A 2,699-nucleotide genomic window follows, 5' to 3' on the forward strand; every position below is an offset into this window, starting at 1 on the left:
GAAGTGTATTGATTGATAGTTCCTCTGCATCTTCTGATTTTGTATATATCTGAGGAACAGCAAAATTATAACTACGCATTTTAAATGCATCAAAATCTCCATCAAAATATTTTGTTGAATTATTATCGAAACGAACCACTGTTTCATCACATAATCCTTGTGATGATTCTATTTTTAATTTGATAATATTTTTTGAATTTTCATTCCTGAAAGAAATCGAACTATTGTGTAATCTAATAGCATCTGTCATACCAAGTGTTCCTAATGTACTTGGTGTGCTACATTTCACAAAAAAGCCCTGCATAGGAGGTATATATCGGCTTCCTCCATTTGTACCTATTCCATCAACATAAGAAGTAATATTTTGCGAAACAGGATCCCAAATATAAATAGCATTATCAAGATCTGTTTTTGTCCAACCTGATGTTGCATTCCAATCAATTGTTGATGGATATGGATTGCCAACAAAGTTATACCCATTAATATTGTATGTCAAAAAAGAATTGCTATAACTACCACTATTAAAAGTACCTTTAAAAGTTACTGTTTTGTTGCCGGAATAATAAACATCATAACCTTTCTGTGATTGAATCGGTTCATTTGCAGCATGTGATTGCCATGAATCTGTTGTTTCATTATAAGAATAAACAGCAGCACCCCACAATGAATTTGTTGAGTCATTGGAAACAGGTGGTGAAATATAATGCCAATCTCCTCCTGAAAGCAATAAAGTAAATGAAAAATTGCTTGTACCGTTAAGTGTTCCTTCATCAAGAAAAGTTGTATATCCACTTGCATCTGAAACAAATTTAAAAGTACCGTTATTTGTAATCAAACCGGGAGAACCATGGTCAACTTCATTTGTAAACTCACCATTTACAGTAATAATTCCATTTGTTTCATTTGTTAACGTTCCTTTATTTTCACTTGTATTACCTTCACCATGAATAGTAACTGTTCCATTATTTGTAAATGTTCCTGTTTTATCATTTTTAAACTTCTTAGTAATATCAATCAATCCGTCATTAGTGAAAGAAGCATCATTTACTATAAATTCATCCCCTGTAACGTTTATTGTGCCATTGTTATCAGCAACTCCTCCTTCAATTCCAAATTTATCGGCATTGATAGTACCATCATTGGTAAAATCAGAAGTAGATTCTATAAATTTCAATTCCCCAATAGCATTTATTGTCCCTGAATTTGTTACTGTTGATGATTTTATTTCTGTTTTGTCTGCAAAACGAACATTTCCACCAAAAGATAATGTACTTGTTACAACATCATTATTTTCAATTATACAACCTACATTTAATCCCCCTGAAAAAGTTACGATACCATCAATTTTAAAATCACTACTCACTGAAACGGTATCAGAAAATACAGCAATAGCATCATTTATTACCTCAAACTTATTTATATATACAGCTAATGATGCATCACATCTTACTGTACCGTCTAATTTTAATTTATCACTTAAAGTAATATCTGCAGTACTTATTATCCTTGCATTATTTTTTACTTCAATTTTTTTTATGCTTATATCATCATCAATATACATTCTACCACTTGTTTCTATTTTTATATCTTTAGCACCAGAAAGTGAACCACCTGATTCAATTTTTAATATCCCATATAAATGATTAATATTGTGATCTAAAGTAACACTATGATTTACGTAAACAGTTTTACCTGTTGCAACTGTATTACCTGGAATATTAGCATTTTTCCATGTACTGCTTGATGTCCAATTACCATTTGCTATAGTATAATAACTCGTAGAGCTTACATTAGTTATATCCAAAGTAAAAGTTCCTTGATTTCCCGAATAAGCATCTACTGATATATAGTACCAATCCCCAACCGTTAAACTACCATAAGTTAACGAAATATCATCATTTGTACTTGCATATCTAACACTTGACAGTTCAGAAGTTCCATTAAAACTCCATAAAGCTAATTGACTTCTTCGTTGTGTACCTTTAGTACCACCAATATCAACACTAATTGTTACGGTATCAAAAATAGCTTGAAATTTAAACCATCTGTTATAATTCCCATTTGTTCCTGTATTCCAATTTGAACCTTTGTTTTTATCAGGTGAACCTCCTATTGTTGTATATTCTGCATCAGGTGAACTCCAGACAATCAAATCAGTAAGCTCTATCGCTCCTTCGTAAAAATCATAATCAACTTCATCGTCAATGCACAAAGTAAATGTACCTTGATTTCCAGAATAAGCATCTACCGAAATATAATAAACATTGCCAATCGTTAAGCTTACTGTACCAATCACGAGGTCATCATTTGTATTTACATATCTTTTACTTGTTACTTCTGTTGTTCCGTTTGATTCCCAAATTGCAATCTGACTTCTTAGCTGTGTACCTTTTGTGCCTCCTATGTCAACGGTTATATTTAAAGTTGTTGTTGTTGCTGTAAATTTAAACCATCGGTTATAATTGCCATTTGTCCCTGTATTCCAATTTGAACCTTTATTTTTATCAGGTGAACCTCCTATTGTTGTATATTCTGCATCGGAGGAACTCCAATTAGTTAAAGTTGTTAGCGTTATCGCTCCTTCGTAAAAATCATAATCAACTTCATCGTCAATGCACAAAGTAAATGTACCTTGATTTCCAGAATAAGCATCTACCGAAATATAATAAACATTGCCAATCGTTAAGCTTACTGTACCA

1 protein-coding gene is annotated in these 2,699 nt (G+C 31.9%); it reads right to left on the reverse strand.

Features of this window, described 5'->3' with window-relative positions; genetic code table 11:
* The coding region (locus U9R42_01245) for a hypothetical protein (GenBank protein MEA3494639.1) at nt 1-2,699 on the reverse strand (2,699 nt) is incomplete at both ends.

Source organism: Bacteroidota bacterium (assembly GCA_034723125.1).
In the GTDB taxonomy this organism is placed as follows: domain Bacteria; phylum Bacteroidota; class Bacteroidia; order CAILMK01; family JAAYUY01; genus JAYEOP01.